At 67.1% G+C, this 16,897-nt stretch carries 18 protein-coding genes; 13 read left to right on the top strand and 5 right to left on the bottom strand.

Annotated elements, in window-relative coordinates:
* Positions 1 to 60: 60 nt before the first annotated feature.
* From gshA to ptsP, 5 genes are all read left to right on the top strand, one after another.
* Complete coding sequence (gene gshA, locus WK25_RS13830; RefSeq protein ID WP_069241780.1) at positions 61 to 1,350, top strand: glutamate--cysteine ligase; 1,290 nt, start codon at positions 61 to 63, stop codon at positions 1,348 to 1,350.
* Between the two features lie 25 nt (positions 1,351 to 1,375).
* Positions 1,376 to 2,332, top strand: a complete 957-nt coding sequence (gene gshB, locus WK25_RS13825) for a glutathione synthase (protein WP_040142140.1) — start codon at positions 1,376 to 1,378, stop codon at positions 2,330 to 2,332.
* 231 nt (positions 2,333 to 2,563) lie between these two features.
* A complete protein-coding gene (locus tag WK25_RS13820; RefSeq protein ID WP_040142137.1) occupies positions 2,564 to 3,034 on the top strand; it encodes a PTS sugar transporter subunit IIA in 471 nt (156 codons plus the stop codon).
* 76 nt (positions 3,035 to 3,110) lie between these two features.
* Positions 3,111 to 3,380: an HPr family phosphocarrier protein gene (locus WK25_RS13815; protein WP_006763311.1), complete on the top strand. Its 270-nt coding sequence runs from the start codon at positions 3,111 to 3,113 to the stop codon at positions 3,378 to 3,380.
* A gap of 201 nt (positions 3,381 to 3,581) precedes the next feature.
* Positions 3,582 to 5,354 (top strand): phosphoenolpyruvate--protein phosphotransferase, encoded by a 1,773-nt coding sequence (gene ptsP / locus WK25_RS13810; RefSeq protein WP_040144800.1) that lies wholly within the window; start codon positions 3,582 to 3,584, stop codon positions 5,352 to 5,354.
* Between the two features lie 72 nt (positions 5,355 to 5,426).
* Here ptsP and WK25_RS13805 read toward each other — a convergent pair whose 3' ends face one another.
* The 3 genes from WK25_RS13805 to gpmA form a co-directional block, all read right to left on the bottom strand.
* Positions 5,427 to 6,179: a HesA/MoeB/ThiF family protein gene (locus WK25_RS13805; RefSeq protein ID WP_040142134.1), complete on the bottom strand. Its 753-nt coding sequence runs from the start codon at positions 6,177 to 6,179 to the stop codon at positions 5,427 to 5,429.
* A 132-nt stretch (positions 6,180 to 6,311) separates the two neighbouring features.
* Positions 6,312 to 7,853, bottom strand: coding sequence for a S41 family peptidase (locus tag WK25_RS13800; RefSeq protein WP_040142132.1), 1,542 nt, complete (start codon positions 7,851 to 7,853; stop codon positions 6,312 to 6,314).
* A 255-nt stretch (positions 7,854 to 8,108) separates the two neighbouring features.
* Entirely contained in the window at positions 8,109 to 8,855 is a 747-nt protein-coding gene (gene gpmA, locus WK25_RS13795) for a 2,3-diphosphoglycerate-dependent phosphoglycerate mutase (RefSeq protein ID WP_040142130.1), read from the bottom strand.
* A 136-nt stretch (positions 8,856 to 8,991) separates the two neighbouring features.
* Here gpmA and WK25_RS13790 point away from each other — a divergent pair, with 136 nt between their 5' ends.
* From WK25_RS13790 to WK25_RS13770, 5 genes are all read left to right on the top strand, one after another.
* Positions 8,992 to 9,414 carry a rhodanese-like domain-containing protein gene (locus WK25_RS13790; protein WP_040142128.1) on the top strand — a complete coding sequence of 141 codons (423 nt, stop codon included), beginning with the start codon at positions 8,992 to 8,994 and terminating at the stop codon, positions 9,412 to 9,414.
* Entirely contained in the window at positions 9,411 to 9,671 is a 261-nt protein-coding gene (gene grxC / locus WK25_RS13785) for a glutaredoxin 3 (RefSeq protein WP_040142126.1), read from the top strand. Before WK25_RS13790 ends, grxC begins: the two co-directional genes overlap by 4 nt.
* Positions 9,672 to 9,778: 107 nt before the next feature.
* On the top strand, positions 9,779 to 10,270 hold the full coding sequence (gene secB, locus WK25_RS13780; RefSeq protein WP_040142124.1) for a protein-export chaperone SecB: 492 nt from the start codon (positions 9,779 to 9,781) through the stop codon (positions 10,268 to 10,270).
* A 26-nt stretch (positions 10,271 to 10,296) separates the two neighbouring features.
* Positions 10,297 to 11,295 (top strand): NAD(P)H-dependent glycerol-3-phosphate dehydrogenase, encoded by a 999-nt coding sequence (locus WK25_RS13775; RefSeq protein ID WP_040142122.1) that lies wholly within the window; start codon positions 10,297 to 10,299, stop codon positions 11,293 to 11,295.
* 188 nt (positions 11,296 to 11,483) lie between these two features.
* A complete protein-coding gene (locus tag WK25_RS13770; protein WP_040142121.1) occupies positions 11,484 to 12,008 on the top strand; it encodes an O-acetyl-ADP-ribose deacetylase in 525 nt (174 codons plus the stop codon).
* 37 nt (positions 12,009 to 12,045) lie between these two features.
* Here WK25_RS13770 and trmL read toward each other — a convergent pair whose 3' ends face one another.
* Positions 12,046 to 12,516, bottom strand: coding sequence for a tRNA (uridine(34)/cytosine(34)/5-carboxymethylaminomethyluridine(34)-2'-O)-methyltransferase TrmL (gene trmL, locus WK25_RS13765; protein ID WP_040142119.1), 471 nt, complete (start codon positions 12,514 to 12,516; stop codon positions 12,046 to 12,048).
* Between the two features lie 110 nt (positions 12,517 to 12,626).
* Positions 12,627 to 13,439, bottom strand: coding sequence for a ComF family protein (locus tag WK25_RS13760; protein ID WP_069241779.1), 813 nt, complete (start codon positions 13,437 to 13,439; stop codon positions 12,627 to 12,629).
* Positions 13,440 to 13,522: 83 nt separating this feature from the next.
* Between WK25_RS13760 and WK25_RS13755 the strand changes: the two genes are divergently transcribed.
* From WK25_RS13755 to coxB, 3 genes are all read left to right on the top strand, one after another.
* A complete protein-coding gene (locus WK25_RS13755) occupies positions 13,523 to 14,488 on the top strand; it encodes a methyltransferase domain-containing protein (protein ID WP_040142115.1) in 966 nt (321 codons plus the stop codon).
* A gap of 195 nt (positions 14,489 to 14,683) precedes the next feature.
* Complete coding sequence (locus tag WK25_RS13750; RefSeq protein ID WP_052111011.1) at positions 14,684 to 15,208, top strand: DUF2244 domain-containing protein; 525 nt, start codon at positions 14,684 to 14,686, stop codon at positions 15,206 to 15,208.
* Between the two features lie 56 nt (positions 15,209 to 15,264).
* Positions 15,265 to 16,860 (top strand): cytochrome c oxidase subunit II, encoded by a 1,596-nt coding sequence (coxB, locus tag WK25_RS13745; RefSeq protein ID WP_040142111.1) that lies wholly within the window; start codon positions 15,265 to 15,267, stop codon positions 16,858 to 16,860.
* The last annotated feature ends 37 nt before the right edge of the window (positions 16,861 to 16,897 follow it).

Below are 16,897 nucleotides of genomic sequence, written 5' to 3'. Positions count from 1 at the left end.
ATCCCCAAATGGGCAGGGCAATTGCTCTACAATCTTCATTCTCCCGCTCGCGAGTGATTCATGGTTCCCCACCTCGTTACCGCGTTGAACGGTCCGCTGCTCGAACTCGAGCAGAAGATCCTCGACGCGACGCCTGCGATCGAACGCTGGTTCAGGCTCGAATGGCAGGAACACACGCCGCCGTTCTATTGTTCGGTGGACCTGCGCAACGCCGGCTTCAAGCTGGCGCCCGTCGACGCGAACCTGTTTCCCGGCGCATTCAATAATCTGCCGTCCGAAGTGCTGCCGCTCGCCGTGCAGGCCGCGATGGCCGCGATCGAGAAGATCTGCCCGGACGCGAAGAACCTGCTCGTGATTCCCGAGTTGCCGACCCGCAACGCGTTCTACCTGGAAAACGTCGCGCGGCTCGCGACGATCATGCGTCAGGCCGGCCTGAACGTGCGCTTCGGCTCGCTCGATTCGAGCATCACCGACATCACGCCGATCACGCTCGCCGACGGCCAGAAGATCGTGCTCGAGCCGCTCGAGCGTTCGCAGCGCCGCCTCGGCCTGAAGAATTTCGATCCGTGCTCGATCCTGCTGAACAACGACCTGTCGGCCGGGATCCCGGCCGTGCTCGAAAACCTGCACGAGCAGTACCTGCTGCCGCCGCTGCACGCGGGCTGGGCCGTGCGCCGCAAGTCGACGCACTTCTCCTGCTATGACGACGTCGCGAAGAAGTTCGCGAAGATGGTCGGCGTCGATCCGTGGATGGTGAATCCGTATTTCGCGCACGTCGAAGGGGTCGACTGGCAGGCGCATGAAGGCGAGCAGGCGCTCGCCGACGCGATCGACGGCGTGCTGAAGAAGATCGCGCGCAAATACCGCGAATACGGTATCAGCGAAAAGCCGTACGTCGTCGTGAAGGCCGACGCGGGCACCGCCGGGCGCGGCGTGATGACCGTGCACGACGCGGCCGAGATCGGCCGCATGTCGAAGGCCGAGCGTGCGCAGATGGCCGAGTCGAAGGCCGGGCTTGCGGTGCGCGACGTGATCGTGCAGGAAGGCGTGTATACGTTCGAGCGCGTCGGCGACGAAGTTGCGGAGCCGGTCGTGTACATGATCGACCGCTACGTGGTGGGCGGTTTCTACCGCACCCACGGCGGCCGCGAGCGCGACCAGAACCTGAACGCGCCGGGCATGCACTACGTGCCGCTCGGCTTCGAGCACACCGCATTGCCGGATGCCGGCGCGAAGCCGGGCGCTGCGCCGCCGAACCGTTTCTACATGTACGGCGTCGTCGCGCGCCTGTCGCTGATCGCGTCGTCGATCGAACTGGAAAAGACCGATCCCGAAGCCATCCAGGTGTAACGGCTTCGCTACGTACAGGACCCGCATGGACATTCTCTTTATCGCCGACCCGCTCGAGCGCTTCAAGATCTACAAGGATTCGACCTACGCGATGATGGCGGAGGCCGCGCGGCGCGGGCATGCGATCTACACATGCCAGCCGCACCAGCTCGCGTGGACGGGCTCGGGCGTCGAGGCGGACGTGCAGCGCGTGACGATCGTCGGCGACACTGCCGACCTGCACCGCTACCCGTGGTACGAGGCGGGCGCGCACGAATCGCGCCGGCTGACGTCGTTCGGCGCGGTGCTGATGCGCAAGGATCCGCCGTTCGACATGGAATACGTGACGGCCACGTGGATGCTCGAGCTGGCCGAGCGTGCGGGCACGCGCGTGTTCAACAAACCCCAGTCGATCCGCGATCACTCGGAGAAGCTCGCGATCGGCGAGTTCTCGCAGTTCGTCGCGCCGACGCTCGTGACCCGCGACGCCGCGCGTTTGCGCGCATTCCACGCGGAGCATGGCGACGTGATCGTGAAGCCGCTCGACGGGATGGGCGGGATGGGCGTGTTCCGCGTGAAGGCCGACGGGATGAATCTCGGCGCGATCATCGAGATGCTCGGCCATGACGGCACGCGCTCGCTGATGATTCAGAAGTTCATTCCCGAGATTACCGCCGGCGACAAGCGGATCCTGCTGATTGCGGGCGAGGCGGTTCCGTATTCGCTCGCGCGGATTCCGCAGGGTAGCGAGGTGCGCGGCAATCTGGCCGCGGGCGGGCTCGGCGTCGCGCAGCCGCTGACGCCGCGCGACCGCGAGATCGCCGAGACGCTCGGGCCGGTGCTGGCCGCGCGCGGGCTGCTGCTGGTCGGGCTCGACGCGATCGGCGACTGGCTGACCGAGGTGAACGTGACGAGCCCGACCTGCTTCCGCGAGATCATGGAGCAGACGGGCTTCGACGTCGCCGCAATGTTCATCGACGCGCTGGAGCGGGCGGCCGCGTAGCCCGTTTCGCGCGCAAGCCCGGCGGCGGCCGCGCAGGTCCCCCGTCGCCGGAGCGGTTCGATCGGCCTGCTACAATGCCCGCTTGCCCGGTGCCGCGACCAGCGCGCCGAAGGCCCGGCGGTCGGGCCGAAACCGTTGCAAGGCTGAACATGAAACGCTTCCCTCACTCGCTATGCTCGTTGCCCCGCCGCGGGGCGTCGGCCCGCCAGCCGCGGGCGGGAGCACGCTGACATGGCCGGGATCCTGATCATCGCGCACGCGCCGCTCGCCACCGCGCTGCGCGACTGCATCGCGCACATCTATGGCGGCGTGCCCGCGCGCATCGGCTGTATCGACGTGCTGGCGGATAGCGATCCGGCCCAGGTGATGGCATTCGCTCACGCGGAACTCGCGCGGCTCAGGGAAGACAACGGCGTCGTCGTCCTGACCGACATGTACGGCGCGACGCCCGCGAACATCGCGGGCCAGCTCGCGAAGCTCGACAACGTGCGCGTGCTCGCCGGCGTGAACCTGCCGATGCTCGTGCGCGCAGTCTGCTACCGCACCGTGCCGCTCGACAAGCTCGTCGACAAGGCGCTGTCCGGCGGCGCGAAGGGCGTTCACGAAGTGGCGGCCGGCACGCCGCCGCCGCCGACCGAAGTCGGCTGCGGCCAGTGCGCGCCGATTCCGCCGGAGCCGCAACCGCGCACCGAATCGCACTGACCGGCCCGTTTTTCCTGTTTTAGACCGATCCGCCGACGCCCGTCGTCGGCGGCCGCGACCGACCCGACCGAGAATCATGCTTCAACAAGAAACCACGATCGTCAATAAATTGGGGCTCCATGCACGCGCGTCCGCCAAGCTCACGCAGCTGGCCGGCAACTTCCAGTCCGAAGTCTGGATGACGCGCAACGGGCGCAAGATCAACGCGAAGAGCATCATGGGCGTGATGATGCTGGCGGCCGGTATCGGCAGCACGGTGACGATCGAGACCGACGGTCCCGACGAGAAGGAAGCGATGGACGCGCTGCTGAAACTGATTGCGGACAAGTTCGGCGAAGGCCAGTGATGCCCGCACGGGATCATTGTCGTTTCGATGCAGAATGCCGCGTTTTCCGCGGCATTTTTTTCGTCCGTAACATTGATGCGAAACGCGCAATGCTGCGCTGCATGCAGTCAGCGGGCACGCGCGGAATTTATAATCGACAACCGGGGTCATAAGCGCATCGCAGCAGTGTGCCGCGGCTTTACATGTACAGAGGAGGTGCGCGTGTCGTTCACGCTGCATGGCATTCCCGTCTCACGTGGTATCGCGATCGGGCGAGCGTATCTGATCGCGCCGGCGGCGCTCGACGTCGCGCATTATCTCGTCGACGCCGACCAGATCGATGCCGAAGTCGAGCGGTTCCGTACCGCGCGCGAGGTCGTGAACCGCGAGCTCGACGCGCTGCGCGCCGACCTGACCGACGACACCCCGACCGAAGTGGGCGCGTTCATCGACGTGCACGCAATGATCCTGAACGACGCGATGCTCGTGCAGGAAACGATCGACCTGATCCGCACGCGCCGCTACAACGTCGAATGGGCGCTGACCGAGCAGCTCGAGCTGCTCACGCGCCACTTCGACGATATCGAGGACGAATACCTGCGCGAGCGCAAGGCCGACATCGAGCAGGTGGTCGAGCGTGTGCTGAAGGCACTCGCCGGTGCGCCATCCGCGTCGCAGGCGCTCGATGGCGCGGCCGCGCGCGGCCAGAACGAGATGATCGTCGTCGCGCACGACATCGCGCCGGCCGACATGATGCAGTTCAAGTCGCAGTCGTTCCAGGCGTTCGTCACGGATCTCGGCGGCCGCACGTCGCACACGGCGATCGTCGCGCGCAGCCTCGGCATCCCGGCCGCAGTCGGCGTTCAGCACGCGAGTTCGCTGATCCGACAGGACGACCTGATCATCGTCGACGGCGACCAGGGGATCGTGATCGTCGATCCGGCGCCGATCGTCCTCGAGGAATATTCGTATCGCCAGTCCGAGAAGCTGCTCGAGCAGCGCAAGCTGCAGCGGCTGAAATTCTCGCCGACGCAAACGTTGTGCGGCACCAAGATCGACCTGTACGCGAACATCGAGCTGCCGGACGACGCGAAGGCGGCCGTCGAGGCCGGCGCAGTCGGCGTGGGGCTGTTCCGCTCCGAATTCCTGTTCATGCATCAGAAGGAGATGCCCGAGGAGGAAGAGCAGTTCGCCGCCTACAAGCGCGCGGTCGAGTGGATGAAGGGGATGCCGGTGACGATCCGCACGATCGACGTCGGCGCGGACAAACCGCTCGACGCGCTCGACGAAGGCTACGAGACTGCGCCGAATCCGGCGCTCGGGCTGCGCGCGATCCGCTGGAGCCTGTCCGAGCCGCAGATGTTTCTCACGCAGCTGCGTGCGATCCTGCGCGCGTCCGCGTTCGGGCAGGTGAAGATCCTGATCCCGATGCTCGCGCACGCGCAGGAGATCGACCAGACGCTCGACCTGATCCGTGAGGCGAAGCGCCAGCTCGACGACGCGGGGCTCGCATACGATCCGAACGTGCGCGTCGGTGCGATGATCGAGATTCCGGCGGCCGCGATCGCGCTGCCGCTGTTCCTGAAGCGCTTCGATTTCCTGTCGATCGGCACGAACGACCTGATCCAGTACACGCTCGCGATCGATCGTGCGGACAACGCGGTCGCTCATCTGTACGACCCGCTGCATCCGGCGGTGCTGCACCTGATCGCCTATACGCTGCGCGAAGCGAAGCGCGCGGGCGTGTCCGTGTCGGTGTGCGGGGAGATGGCGGGCGACCCGGCGCTTACGCGGCTGCTGCTCGGGATGGGGCTCACGGAGTTCTCGATGCATCCGAGCCAGCTGCTGGTCGTGAAGCAGGAGATTCTGCGCGCGCACCTGAAGTCGCTCGAGAAGCCGACGGCCGACGTGCTGGCCGCGTTCGAGCCGGAGGAAGTGCAGGCGGCGCTCAAGCGCCTAGCGGTCGCGGAGCCGCGCGCGGACGCTGCGGCCTGAACCGCTGCACCGCACATTCGCCAATGTAGCGAAACGTCATGCATGCGCGCTTGCGCGCATGCATTGCGCGCGTCAGTGCCGCCGCTGGCACACGGGGCAATCGGCCTGTCGCGCGATCTTCATCGTCGTCCATTCCATCCGCAGCGAATCGAGCATCATCAGCCGGCCGCTGAGCGTCGTGCCGATCGCGCCGATCACGCGCAGCGCTTCGGCCGCCTGCATCGCGCCGATGATCCCGACCGTCGGCGCGAACACGCCCATCGTCGCGCACGCGACTTCCTCGAACGGCTGGTCTTCCGGGAACACGCACGCGTAACAGGGCGCGGCAGGGTCGCGGAAGTCGAACGTGCTGATCTGGCCGTCGAAGCGCAGCGCAGCGCCGGACACGAGCGGCACGCCGTGCGCGACGCACGCGCGATTGATCGCATGGCGTGTCGCGAAATTGTCGGTGCAGTCGAGCACGACGCTCGCGCGCGGCACGTGTTCGTCGAGCCACGCGTCGTCCACGCGTGCGGCGACCGCATCGATCGTCACTTCCGGGTTCAGCCGCATGAGCGTGTCGCGGCCCGATTCGACCTTGCTGCGGCCGACCGACGCCGTCGCGTGCAGGATCTGCCGCTGCAGGTTCGTGAGGTCGACCGTGTCGGCGTCGACGAGCGTGATCGTGCCGACGCCGGACGCCGCGAGATACATCGCGGCCGGCGAGCCGAGTCCGCCCGCGCCGACGACGATCGCATGCGCGTCGAGGAAGCGCTGCTGCGCCTCGATGCCGATTTCGTCGACGAGGATGTGACGGGAATAGCGGAGGAGTTGATCGTCGTTCATGGGGAAGTCGGGCGATGCAGGCCGCCGGCGGCGGCGCGGGCGCGTTTCGCGTGTGTCTGCGTATTCTAGGCGCACATGAAAAACGGGCCATCGCGGTCTTCCCGCGATGGCCCGTCGGATGCCGGCCGGCGCTTACTGCGGCGCCGACGCGGCCTTCGGTGCGGCGGCCTTCGCGCCCGACGCCTTCGCGGCGGACGCGGCCTTCGCCGCAGGGCTCTTGGTCGTGCTCTCGGCGAGCAGCGACTTCGATTCCTGCACCGGCTTGCCCTCGAGCTTGTTCAGCGCCTGTTGCATCATGAAGTCGTCGGCGCTGCCGAACTCGATCGGCTTGCGATCGCGATCCTTCTGGCGTTGCTCCGGCGTCTTCTTGTCGTTCTGCTCCTCGAGGACGCGCAGCTGATCCATCCGGCGCTGCTCGCGCTCTTCCTGTTCCTTCTTCTCGTTCGGGTCCTGCGTGTTCGCGAGGTGGTTCGTGTAGTCGACCTCGCGCGTCACCAGCACGTCGTCCGGATCGCCGTCCGCGTACTGATCGACCGGCACGTCGGGCGTGATGCCCTTGTTCTGGATCGATCGGCCGCTCGGCGTGTAGTAGTAGGCGGTCGTCAGGCGCAGTGCGGTATCGGCCGTCATCGGGCGAACCGTCTGCACCGAGCCCTTGCCGAACGTCGTCTTGCCCATGATCTGCGCGCGCTTCGAATCCTGCAGCGCGCCGGCGACGATTTCCGACGCGGACGCCGAATACGCGTTCGTCAGCACGACCATCGGCACGGTCTTGAAGATCGGCGGCAGATTCTTCAGCGGATCGCCGTCGAAAGACGGCAGGCGATAGTTGTCGTAGGTGTCGCGGTAGACCTGCTTCGAATCGGGAATCTGGCCGTTGGTCGACACGACGACGGAGTCGGGCGGCAGGAACGCGCCGGCGACGCCGACCGCGCTCTGCAGCAGGCCGCCGCCGTTGTTGCGCAGGTCGAGGATCAGGCCCTTCAGGTTCGGCTGCTGGCGTGCGATGTCCTGCAGTCTTGCGGCGAGATCGGGCGTCGTGCGCTCCTGGAAGCTCGTGATCCGGATGTATGCGTAGCCCGGGTCGAGAATCTTCATCTTCACGCTCTGGACCTTGATGATCGCGCGCGTGACCGTGATCGGGAACGTGCGGTCGTCGCTCTTGCGGAAGATCGTCAGCGTGACCTTGGTGCCCGGCTCGCCGCGCATTTGCTTGACGGCCTTGTCGAGCGTCATCCCGCGCACCGGCTTGTCGTTGATGCGCGTGATCAGATCGCCCGGACGGATGCCGGCGCGGAACGCGGGCGTGTCCTCGATCGGCGAGATCACCTTGACGAGGCCGTCTTCCTGCGAGATCTCGATGCCGAGACCCGCGAAGCGGCCCTTCGTCTGCTCCTGCAGCTCGTCATAGTCGGTCTTGTCGAGGAACGACGAGTGCGGGTCGAGGCTCGACACCATGCCTTTGATCGCCGCCGTCAGCAGCTTCTTGTCGTCGACCGGCTCGACGTACTCGCGCTTGATCTGGCCGAACACTTCCGCGAAGAGGCGGAGCTGGTCGAGGGGAAGCGGCGCGGTGACGGTCTGCTCGGCAGACGCCGAGATCTGCAGCGTCGCGAATACGCCCGTGGCGAGGCCCGCGGCAATCAGGCCGATGTTCTTCAATTTCATTCGCATAGAGAGTCTGGTGCGGTCGGGAAGCGCGTGGCGGTAGCGGGGATGTAGCGGACAAGTATAACTGTTCGTCCGAATACTCAGTGGAACGGCGCGAAAAGCGCCGGAGGCCCGGTCCCGGGGCCCGGCGGGTGCCGCCGGATGTGCGGCGAAGTCGAAAGCGGTTTCGACAGCATCGGAGCCGTGAAGGTTCGCGCCGCGCGCCGACGCGGCCGGCGGCAGGCCGCGCGAATGGCGGCCTGCCCGCCGCGACGGGCGTCAGCCCGCCTTGCCCTGCTTCGCGACGGCGGCCTGCGCCTTCGCGATTGCTTCCTGATCGCCGAGGTAGTAGTGCTTGATCGGTTTCAGGTTCTCGTCGAGTTCATAGACGAGCGGCACGCCGTTCGGGATGTTCAGCCCGACGATGTCGCTATCGGAAATGCCGTCGAGATACTTGATCAGCGCGCGCAGCGAGTTGCCGTGCGCGGCGATCAGCACCTGCTTGCCCGCGCGCACGGCCGGCGCGATCGACTCGTTCCACAGCGGCAGCACGCGCGCGACCGTGTCCTTCAGGCACTCGGTGAGCGGCAGCTGCTCGCGCGGCACCTTCGCGTAGCGCGGGTCGTTGAACGGCGCACGTTCGTCGGTCGGCTCGAGCGCGGGCGGCGGCGTGTCGTAGCTGCGGCGCCACACGAGCACCTGCTCGTCGCCGAATTTCGCGGCCGTTTCCGCCTTGTTCAGGCCCGACAGCGCGCCATAGTGGCGCTCGTTCAGGCGCCACGAGTGGACGACCGGCAGGTACATCAGGTCCATCTTGTCCTGCACGTGCCACAGCGTGCGGATCGCACGCTTGAGCACCGACGTGTATGCGATGTCGAACGTGTAGCCGGCTTCCTTGAGCAATTCGCCGGCCTGGTAGGCCTCGTTGCGACCCTGTTCGGTCAGGTCGACGTCGACCCAGCCGGTGAAGCGGTTTTCCTTGTTCCACGTCGATTCGCCGTGGCGGATGAGAACGAGTTTGTACATGGATCTTGCGGTCGGTAGTGAGAGGGAAGCGGGGCGCGGCGCGCGGCGCCCGGTCCGGGCCCGCCATCGCGCAAGACGGTTATTTTATAATGGCGGGATTGTCCTTTTCCGATTTCTCTTTTTCCGGCGGCTTTCCGTGACGTTCTTTACCAATTACACGAACCTGGCCCTTATCGCGATCCTGCTGGTTTCCGGCGGCCTGCTTGCGTGGCCGGCCCTGCGCCGCGGCCGCGGCGGCCTGTCGGCTGCGGAAGCGACGCAGCTCATCAATCGCCGCAACGCGGTCGTGATCGACCTGCGCGCGCCGTCCGACTTCGCCGCTGGCCATCTGCCGTCCGCGCGCCAGGTCGCGGCCGGCGAGATCGGCGCGAAAATTGCGCAGGTTGCGAAGAACAAGAGCACCCCCGTGCTGCTCGTTTGCCAGAACGGTCAGCAGTCGCAAAAGGCGGCGCGCGAGGTCGAGGCGGCGGGCTATGCCGAGGTACACGTGCTGGAAGGCGGCGTCGCCGCCTGGCAGCAGGCCGGGATGCCGGTCGTCAAACAAGGAGTGGCGAAGTGAACAAGGTTCTGATGTACAGCACGCAGGTGTGTCCGTATTGCATGCAGGCCGAGCGCCTGCTGAAGCTGCGCGGCGTCGAGCAGATCGAAAAGGTACTGATCGACCGCGATCCGGCCCGCCGCGAGGAGATGATGGCGCGCACGGGCCGGCGCACGGTGCCGCAGATCTATATCGGCGACACGCACGTCGGCGGTTACGACGATCTGTCGAAGCTCGACCGCGAAGGCGGCCTCGTGCCGCTTCTGCAAGCGGCCTGATTAGGGCAGAATGGCCGCCGGCCGCGCCGCGGCTCTGGGCGCACAGGATCCAACCGGGGTGGCCGGCATGAAGCCGGCCGCCTCGCCACCATTTTTAGGGAAACACCATGTCCGACGTCGAAAACCAACCGTTCTTCAACATTCAGCGCGTCTACCTGAAGGATATGTCGCTCGAGCAGCCGAATTCGCCGGCGATCTTCCTCGAGCAGGACATGCCGTCGGTTGAAGTCGAAGTCGACGTCAAGGCCGAGCGCCTCGCGGAAAGCGTGTTCGAGGTCGTCGTGTCGGGCACCGTCACCGCGAAGGTGAAGGACAAGGTCGCGTTCCTGATCGAAGCGAAGCAGGCCGGCATTTTCGACATTCGCAACATTCCGGACGAACAGCTCGACCCGCTCGTCGGCATCGCGTGCCCGACGATCCTGTTCCCGTACCTGCGCTCGAACATCGCGGACGCGATCACGCGTGCGGGCTTCCCGCCGATCCACCTGGCGGAAATCAACTTCCAGGCGCTGTACGAGCAGCGTCTCGCGCAGCTTCAGCAGCAGGCCGGTGCGGCAGCCGCACCGAACGGCGCGCCGAATGGCACGACGCTGAACTGACGTTTGACTCCGGACCGGTGCTGGGTATGAAAGTAGCCGTTCTCGGCGCCGGTGCCTGGGGCACCGCGCTCGCGGGCCATCTGGCCGCGCGGCACGATACGCTTCTGTGGGCGCGCGACGCCGCGCTGATCGCCGGGCTGCAGGCCCGGCACGAAAATTCCCGCTATCTGGACGGCATCGCGTTGCCCGATGCGCTGCGCTACGACGCCGATCTCGGCGCCGCGCTCGCGCATGGCGCCGCGGACGACGCATTGTGCGTAATCGCCGCGCCGGTGGCCGGCCTGCGCACACTCTTCGGCGCAATGCGCGACGCCGGCTGCGTGCCCGCGCACGTCGTGTGGGTCTGCAAGGGCTTCGAAGCCGACACGCATCTGCTGCCGCACCAGGTAATCGCGGCCGAGCTGCCCGGCCAGCACAGCAACGGCGTGCTGTCGGGGCCGAGCTTCGCGCGCGAGGTCGGGCTTGCGCTGCCCGTCGCGCTGACGGTCGCGAGCGCTTCCGCCGAATGCCGCGAGCGCACGCTCGCCGCGTTTCATCACGGCGCGATGCGGATCTATACGGGCGACGACGTCGTCGGCGTCGAGGTTGGCGGCGCGGTGAAGAACGTGCTGGCGATCGCGACCGGCATCGCCGACGGCCTCGGTCTGGGGCTGAACGCGCGCGCTGCGCTCATTACGCGCGGCCTCGCCGAAATGTCGCGCCTCGGCGTCGCGCTCGGCGGCCGCGCCGAAACTTTCACGGGCCTCACGGGCCTCGGCGATCTGATCCTCACCGCGACGGGCGACCTGTCGCGCAATCGCACGGTCGGCCTGCAACTCGCGGCCGGCCGCTCGCTGAACGACATCCTCGGTGCGCTGGGCCATGTGGCCGAGGGCGTGCGGTGTGCGCAGGCCGTGCTCGCGCTGGCGCGCGCGCAGGCAATCGAAATGCCGATCACCGAGGCCGTGTGCGGCGTGCTGTTCGACGGCGTTGCACCGCGCGATGCGGTGAGCGGGCTGCTGCGGCGCGACGCACGCGCCGAATGACCGCCGGCGGACCGGGTTCACGGATCGCAGACCGGTGACGCAGCCGTCAGCGCTGGTGCTCCGCATGCGCGCGACGCCAGTACGGTTGACGAACATCATTCGGGCTGTTGCAGCCGCGCGTTCGCGCAAAGCACGCGGCGCCAAAGCGCACTACGCTTGAAGCATCTCCGGCGCTTCGCGAGGGTGTCATGCTCCAGATCGGTTCCACCACGCTCGACGCGCAACTCGTCGACATCACGACGCTCGACGTCGACGCGATCGTCAATGCCGCGAACGGTTCGCTGCTCGGCGGCGGCGGGGTCGACGGCGCGATCCATCGCGCGGCCGGCCCGGGCCTGCTGGCGGAGTGCCGCACGCTCGGCGGCTGCGAGACCGGCGACGCGAAGCTCACGCGCGGCCACGCGCTGCCGGCACGGTACGTGATTCATGCGGTCGGCCCGGTATGGCACGGCGGCGCGCGCGGCGAGCCCGACCTGCTTGCCGCGTGCTACCGGCGCGCGATCGAGCTGGCCGAGGACGTGGCGGCGACGTCGATTGCCTTTCCCGCGATCAGTTGCGGCATCTATCGCTATCCGGCCGACGAGGCCGTCGACATCGCGGTCGGTACGGTGATCGAAACGCTTCCGCAGGCGCCGAACCTCGCGCGCGTGATATTCGCGTGCTTTTCGTCCGACATACACGACCTGTATCGCGCGCGGCTAGCGGGCCGCTAGCGGCGCTTTCCGGCGCCGCGCCGCAGTAGCGTGCGCGTCAGGCGCCGCCTTCGAAGCCGGCCTGGCGCCACGCCTCGAACACGACCACGGCCACCGTGTTCGACAGGTTCAGGCTGCGATTGCCCGGCCGCATCGGCAGGCGCACGCGCTGTTCGTTCGGAAAGCGCTCGAGCAAGTCGGCCGGCAGGCCGCGCGTCTCCGAGCCGAACACGAACCAGTCGCCGGGCACGAACGCGTGGTCGTGAAAGCGCCCGGAACCGCGGGTCGTGAACGCGAACATCCGCGCGGGATCGGGCGTTTCGGCCGCGACGAACGCGTCCCAGTCGCGGTGCACGCGCATTTCCGCATATTCGTGATAGTCGAGGCCGGCGCGGCGCATTTTCGCGTCGTCGAGCGGAAAGCCGAGCGGCTCGATCAGGTGCAGGCGCGCGCCGGTGTTGGCGCACAGGCGAATCACGTTGCCGGTGTTCGGCGGAATTTCGGGGGCGACGAGGACGACGTTGAACATGGTTGGGTCTGGCTGGGCCGGCCGGGGCGGAGCGACATCTGCTCGTTCCCGGCCGGCCGGTTCGTGACGGCCGCGTCCGCGTGCGGACGGCCTCTCTACTGTCTATCTAATTAATCCCTGGCGGTGCGCAGCGCAACCAGATTCGTCACGCGCGCGGCACCGGCCGCCTTCAATGCTTGCGCGGCCGCCGCGAGCGTCGCGCCGGAGGTCATCACGTCGTCGACGAGCGCCACGTGACGGCCGGCGACATCGCCTGTCACCGCGAATGCCGCGAGCACGTTGTCACGCCGCGCGCGCCGGTCCAGCCGCGACTGCGGCGCAGTGTCGGTCACGCGCGCGAGCAGCGCCGCGTCGGCGTGCACGCCGAGCCGGCGCGCGAGCGGCCGCGCGATCGCCCACGCCTGGTTGTAGCCGCGGGCGACGAGCCGTGCGCGCGACAGCGGCACCGGCGCGATTACGTCGAGGCTGCCCGCGGCGCGTATCGCGTCAGTGTCGTCGACCTGCCGCGCGAGCCGCGCGGCGAATTCCGCGCCGAGCGCGAGCCGCGCATGAAACTTCAGGCCGCGTGCGAGCGCGTCGAGCGGGGCGCGGTAATCGGCGAGCGCCAGCGTCGCATCGAACGGCGGCGGAGTCGCGCGGCACGCATCGCAACGGTACGCGGACGCACGCCCGTCGCCCGCGTGCGGGCCGCTCGCCGCGCGCGGCCGCGGGGTGCGGACGCTCAGCGGCACCGCGCAGACGTCGCAGCGCAGCCGCGTTTCATTCCAGTACGCGCCGTCGCACGGCACGCAAATCACCGTGTGTGACAAATTGCCGCACAACGCGCATCGATTCGGCAACGCCAGTGCGCCGATGCGCGCAGCGAGCATGCCAATCTGCGACAAAACGACGCGCAGCGGGCGCGGGGCGGAACTGCGATCCATCGCGAACACTCCTGACGGGCCCGCCTCGCTGAAGGCTGCGAGGCGAGCGAGTATACTTCGGGCTCTTCGCCAGTGTGCCCGACATGTCCCCAGCTTCGACTTCAACCGGCCGTCCGGCCAATGACGCCCGGCGTTTGCGGCGCATCTTCGATCGCCGTGCCGCCACGTTCGACGCGGTCGCGTTCCTGCCGCGCGAGATCGCGCAGCGGATGAACGAGCGCCTCGAATACATCAAGGTGAGCCCCGCGGCCGTGCTGGACGCGGGCTGCGGCCCCGGCGACGACCTGCCGGCGCTGCGCGCGCGCTTCCCCGAGGCGCCGGTGTTCGGCGTCGATCTGTCGGGTGCGATGCTCGCGCGGGCCGGCGAACGCGAGGTCGAGCAGACGAGCTGGCGCCGCTGGCTGCCTGCGTCGCTCGGCCGGGCGCTGGGCCAGCGCGGCCCGCGGGTCGCGCAGGCCGATTTCTCGGTGCTGCCGTTCGCGGCCGGCGCGTTCGACCTGATCTGGTCGAACCTCGCGCTGCACTGGCATTCGCGTCCCGATACCGTCTTCCCGGAGTGGCAGCGCGTGCTGCGCGTCAACGGCCTGCTGATGTTCAGCACGCTCGGCCCCGACACGCTGCGCGAGCTGCGCGCAGCCTGCGCGGATGCCGAAGCGGCCCTCGGCATCGCACCGGCGGCCGCGCGCGTGATCGATTTCGTCGACATGCACGACCTCGGCGACATGCTCGTCGAGAGCGGCTTCGAGATACCGGTGATGGACCAGGAAGTGCTGACCGTCACGTACAAGACCCCCGATTCGCTGCTGGCCGACGTGCGCCGCTGGGGCGCGTATCCGTTCGACCGTACGGTGCCGGCGCACGCGATACGACGCTTTCGCGCGGCGCTCGGCGACGCGCTGGAGGCGCGGCGGCGCGCGGACGGCACGATCGCGCTGACGTTCGAAGTGATCTACGGCCACGCGTGGAAAGCGGTGCCGCGTACGACCGCGGAAGGGCACGGGATCGTGCGCATCGAAGATATCGGAAAGGGGCGTCCGAAGAATCGGTAAAGCGGTAAAGAGGGGTTTTGTTATGTCCGAAATTAGCGGCGCAAAGCGGGGTCGAATTGATGCGAAAAATGGCCGGGAAGCTTGTGGCGCTTGGCTCGCGGGCCGATAGCCGCTTGCTTGTGGATGCCATTGAACCCGCCTATAATGCGTCAGCTTGTCGTCCCGGGGTCCCCGCAATACGGGCCGACGAGTCCGATGCAGGCATGCATCGCATGCCATTCGCGTGAGGCGGCGATGGAAGCAGCGAGGGTGTTGGCGGAGACGACGAACAGCGAACCGGTCCTCGCGGACTGGCTGATGAAACGCAACTGTTCGGTGTCGCCGCGCCAGTTCATGCTGTTTTACGCGTCGCTCGCGGGCTTCTCGCTGGTGATCGCGGCATTGCTGATGTGGCGTGGGGCCTGGCTCGTCATGCCCTTTACCGGAGTCGAATTGCTGGCGGTCGGAATCGCGTTTGCGATCTATGCCCGTCATGCGGTCGACTACGAGCGCATCAGGCTGTTTCCGCACCGGCTCGTGATCGAGCGGATGGATGCGGAGCGGTTCACGCAGATCGAATTCAACCCGCGCTGGGTGCGGGTCGAGCCGGGTGCGACGCCGCGCGATCCGATTCGACTGGTATCGCGTGGGCAGACCGTCGTAATCGGGCAGCATCTCGCGCAGTACAAGCGTGCGCAGTTCGCCGACGAGCTGCGCGTGTCGCTCAGGCGCTGCGGCTGACGAAGCGCGGGCACCGGCCGGAACGGGCGGGCGGCTTGCGACGGGGGAGGGTTTGAATGGAAATTTTGGGTAAGGATGCTATGAAAACAATCAAGCGAGCCCTCACGGGCGTGCTGGCATGCAGCGGATTGCTCTTTGCCGGCGCTGCTCTGGCGGTCGGTGATAGCCCGGGCGGCCCCCGCGTCAACGAGATCAACTTTCAGCCGCCGGTCACGAAGATCGCCGAGGAGCTCTACGATCTCCACACGATGATGCTGATCCTGTGTACGGTGATCTTCGTCGGCGTGTTCGGCGTGATGTTCTATTCGATCTTCGCGCACCGCAAATCCAAAGGCCACAAGGCTGCCAATTTCCATGAGAGCACGACCGTCGAAATCATCTGGACGATCGTGCCGTTCATCATCGTCGTGCTGATGGCGCTGCCGGCCACGAAGGCCGTCGTCGCGATGAAGGACACGACCAACGCCGATCTCACGATCAAGGTCACCGGCTACCAGTGGAAGTGGGGCTACGACTACGTGAAGGGCCCGGGCGAGGGCATCGGCTTCCTGTCGACGCTGACCACCCCGCGCGACGAAGTGATGGGCAAGAAGGCCATCACCGAAACCTATCTGCAGGAAGTCGACAACCCGCTCGTCGTGCCGGTCAACAAGAAGATCCGCATCATCACGACCGCGAACGACGTCGTCCACTCGTGGTACGTGCCCGCGTTCGGCGTGAAGCAGGACGCGATCCCCGGCTTCGTGCGCGACACGTGGTTCAAGGCCGACAAGGTCGGTACGTTCCGCGGTTTCTGTACCGAGCTGTGCGGCAAGGAACATGCGTACATGCCGGTCGTCGTCGAAGTGCTGTCGGAAGACGACTACGCGAAGTGGGTCACCGCGCAGAAGGCGAAGCTCGCCAGCGCATCCGTCGATCCGAACAAGGTTTACACGATGGCCGAACTCGTCGCGCACGGCGAGGAAGTCTACAAGGCGAACTGCGCGGCCTGCCACCAGGTGAACGGCAAGGGCCTCGGCGCGTTCCCCGCGATGGACGGCAGCCCGATCGTGAACGGCCCGATCGCCGGCCACGTCGAGCGCGTGCTGCACGGCAAGGGGGCGATGCCGTCGTGGGCGTCGCTGTCGGACCTCGACATCGCGTCGGTCATCACGTACGAGCGCAATTCGTGGGGCAACCACAAGAACGACCTGCTGCAGCCGAAGCAAGTGGCTGACGCGCGCAACGGCAAGATGCCGGAAGACGCCGCGGGCGCGGCGGCGCCGGCCGAAGCGGCGCCTGCGCAAGCGGCATCGGGCGCGGCCGAGCAGCCGGCGGCAGCGTCCGCGTCGGCCGCGGCGGCACTGTCGACGATCTACTTCGAAACGGGCAAGAGCGTGCTGCCGGCCGACGCGAAAGCGGCGATCGCAGCGGCGGCCGACTATGCGAAGGCACATCCGGACGCGAAGCTCGCGCTGTCGGGCTTCACCGACAAGACGGGCTCGGCCGACGCGAACGCCGAACTCGCGAAGCATCGCGCACAGGCCGTGCGCGACGCGCTGAAGGCAGCAGGCGTGGCGGAAGACCACATTATTCTCAAAAAGCCGGAAACGATCACGGGCGGGGCTGACGCCAAGGAAGCCCGGCGTGTCGAGATCGGGCCGGCGGCTTGACGTGTCGCTGAGTTAGTCGACGTATTCGCATTAGGAG

The organism is Burkholderia latens, assembly GCF_001718795.1.
In the GTDB taxonomy this organism is placed as follows: domain Bacteria; phylum Pseudomonadota; class Gammaproteobacteria; order Burkholderiales; family Burkholderiaceae; genus Burkholderia; species Burkholderia latens_A.
The sequence above is the reverse complement of the archived record's forward strand: the minus strand, read 5'-3'. Positions and strand labels throughout refer to the sequence as shown.

Bases quoted from the DNA above. Each gene is read 5' to 3' on its own strand.
- gshA (WP_069241780.1), top strand. From the start codon at position 61: ATGGTTCCCCACCTCGTTACCGCGTTGAACGGTCCGCTGCTCGAACTC.
- WK25_RS13805 (WP_040142134.1), bottom strand. From the start codon at position 6,179: ATGAACGACGATCAACTCCTCCGCTATTCCCGTCACATCCTCGTCGAC.
- WK25_RS13815 (WP_006763311.1), top strand. From the start codon at position 3,111: ATGCTTCAACAAGAAACCACGATCGTCAATAAATTGGGGCTCCATGCA.
- WK25_RS13820 (WP_040142137.1), top strand. From the start codon at position 2,564: ATGGCCGGGATCCTGATCATCGCGCACGCGCCGCTCGCCACCGCGCTG.
- WK25_RS13760 (WP_069241779.1), bottom strand. From the start codon at position 13,439: ATGGATCGCAGTTCCGCCCCGCGCCCGCTGCGCGTCGTTTTGTCGCAG.
- WK25_RS13750 (WP_052111011.1), top strand. From the start codon at position 14,684: ATGCAGGCATGCATCGCATGCCATTCGCGTGAGGCGGCGATGGAAGCA.
- trmL (WP_040142119.1), bottom strand. From the start codon at position 12,516: ATGTTCAACGTCGTCCTCGTCGCCCCCGAAATTCCGCCGAACACCGGC.
- gpmA (WP_040142130.1), bottom strand. From the start codon at position 8,855: ATGTACAAACTCGTTCTCATCCGCCACGGCGAATCGACGTGGAACAAG.
- WK25_RS13775 (WP_040142122.1), top strand. From the start codon at position 10,297: ATGAAAGTAGCCGTTCTCGGCGCCGGTGCCTGGGGCACCGCGCTCGCG.
- coxB (WP_040142111.1), top strand. From the start codon at position 15,265: ATGGAAATTTTGGGTAAGGATGCTATGAAAACAATCAAGCGAGCCCTC.
- gshB (WP_040142140.1), top strand. From the start codon at position 1,376: ATGGACATTCTCTTTATCGCCGACCCGCTCGAGCGCTTCAAGATCTAC.
- secB (WP_040142124.1), top strand. From the start codon at position 9,779: ATGTCCGACGTCGAAAACCAACCGTTCTTCAACATTCAGCGCGTCTAC.
- WK25_RS13755 (WP_040142115.1), top strand. From the start codon at position 13,523: ATGTCCCCAGCTTCGACTTCAACCGGCCGTCCGGCCAATGACGCCCGG.
- WK25_RS13770 (WP_040142121.1), top strand. From the start codon at position 11,484: ATGCTCCAGATCGGTTCCACCACGCTCGACGCGCAACTCGTCGACATC.
- WK25_RS13800 (WP_040142132.1), bottom strand. From the start codon at position 7,853: ATGCGAATGAAATTGAAGAACATCGGCCTGATTGCCGCGGGCCTCGCC.